2 protein-coding genes are annotated in these 1306 nt (G+C 47.9%); both read right to left on the reverse strand.

The window, feature by feature from the left end; translation table 11 throughout:
• A partial coding sequence (locus AC1DLB_RS30210; protein WP_477786310.1) for an Nmad2 family putative nucleotide modification protein occupies positions 1-415 on the reverse strand: 415 nt, incomplete at its 3' end.
• Positions 415-882 (reverse strand): TIR domain-containing protein, encoded by a 468-nt coding sequence (locus AC1DLB_RS30215; protein ID WP_367373106.1) that lies wholly within the window; start codon positions 880-882, stop codon positions 415-417. The genes AC1DLB_RS30215 and AC1DLB_RS30210, both read right to left, overlap by 1 nt.
• Positions 883-1306: the final 424 nt, after the last annotated feature.

Genomic DNA, 1306 nt, shown 5'->3' on the forward strand with positions numbered 1-1306 from the left:
TTAGTACGCGATTTGTACCAGTGTCCCGTTTAACATGTTCAGGTTTAAGTGCACCATCTTCTTTTGAGTGAAAAGAGTCTCGTTGATTCCAGTCCGATTCAGGGTTGCCTCGAAAGTAAATGTTATCGCCGCAACTCTGCTTTCTGCTCCCATTACGGAATGGCTTTTTATTTTCAAAGCGGAGGTCTGACGCGTATTCATCGAAAGAAAGCGCTTCAGTGATTTTCATGGCGTARACCAGATGTCCGCCTCTTCTGACTTTTCTGTCGTTACTCCCACTACCAACAACCCAGTCACCAATGTGTGCACTTTTACGAATGGTTGGCTTGCAGGTAGCTAAAGTACAAAATCCATAGTAGGGATTGGGCGCAAATCCGCTATCATAACGTACAACATATGAGTGGATACGTGCCATCAGCAGGGGTGCCTATTAAGTTCAACTGGCTCGCAGTCACCACCGTCTGGTTTTTCCCACGTATCCTTTCCGTTAATGGCATCTATTATTGAATCGCCGTTCCAACCTACTAACGCATCGGCGTATTCTTTGAGCGCTGAGGGAAGATCGCACTCTTTTTCTCCGTGTTCCCACACGCCAATAACTCTTTTTCCTTGTTTGGCAGCATATTCAATTTCCCAGTTTACCCAGTCACTATCTTTTGTTTGTGGGGAAACATAACAAATAAATACACCTGCCCAATTTATTGCAGGGGCAAGTATTTGGGTTTTGATGTAATGCGGATCGGTCGCATTGTTGAATTTTCCGGTATGAATAGATGAGTCCCGGATGTCTAGACCTTTTGGAGCCAAAAGATCCTTCAGTTTCTGCAATCCATGATCGTCTTTGTGTACGTGACTGATGAATACGTTTTTTTGTTTGGCCATGCCTCTACTCCCTGATGCAGTGCGTCATTTTGCCAGCATAGACCGTTTTCAGTTCAGTGAGTAGGTCCGACGTAGCATCAGGTAGCTATGTCGCTATTGTTCAATTCCCCGTCTCTACGGGATCAAGCCGACCCTGTGTGCTCGATAGGATCCGTTTCATGCTCATGTAGGCTCCAGCAGTAGCTGTGGTCACGTACTGATGCCTATTCCTCACGTCGTCCCGCCAAAAATGTTGAGTGTTATCAGGGATCAAGGCCCCTGCGACCTGTGAGGGTTGTCCACTAACGCGGGACTTACGACTCCTTACGACCGGGAGCTTGGGCATCTCATGATCTGACCTCCTGAACACTTCCGAAGACGTGGGCGGGTGGAGGCTGCGCTGGCTGACGAGACCAGCGCCGCGAGATCTGAGTTAGGTGAAGGC

Source organism: Pseudomonas sp. 05N434, assembly GCF_056396965.1.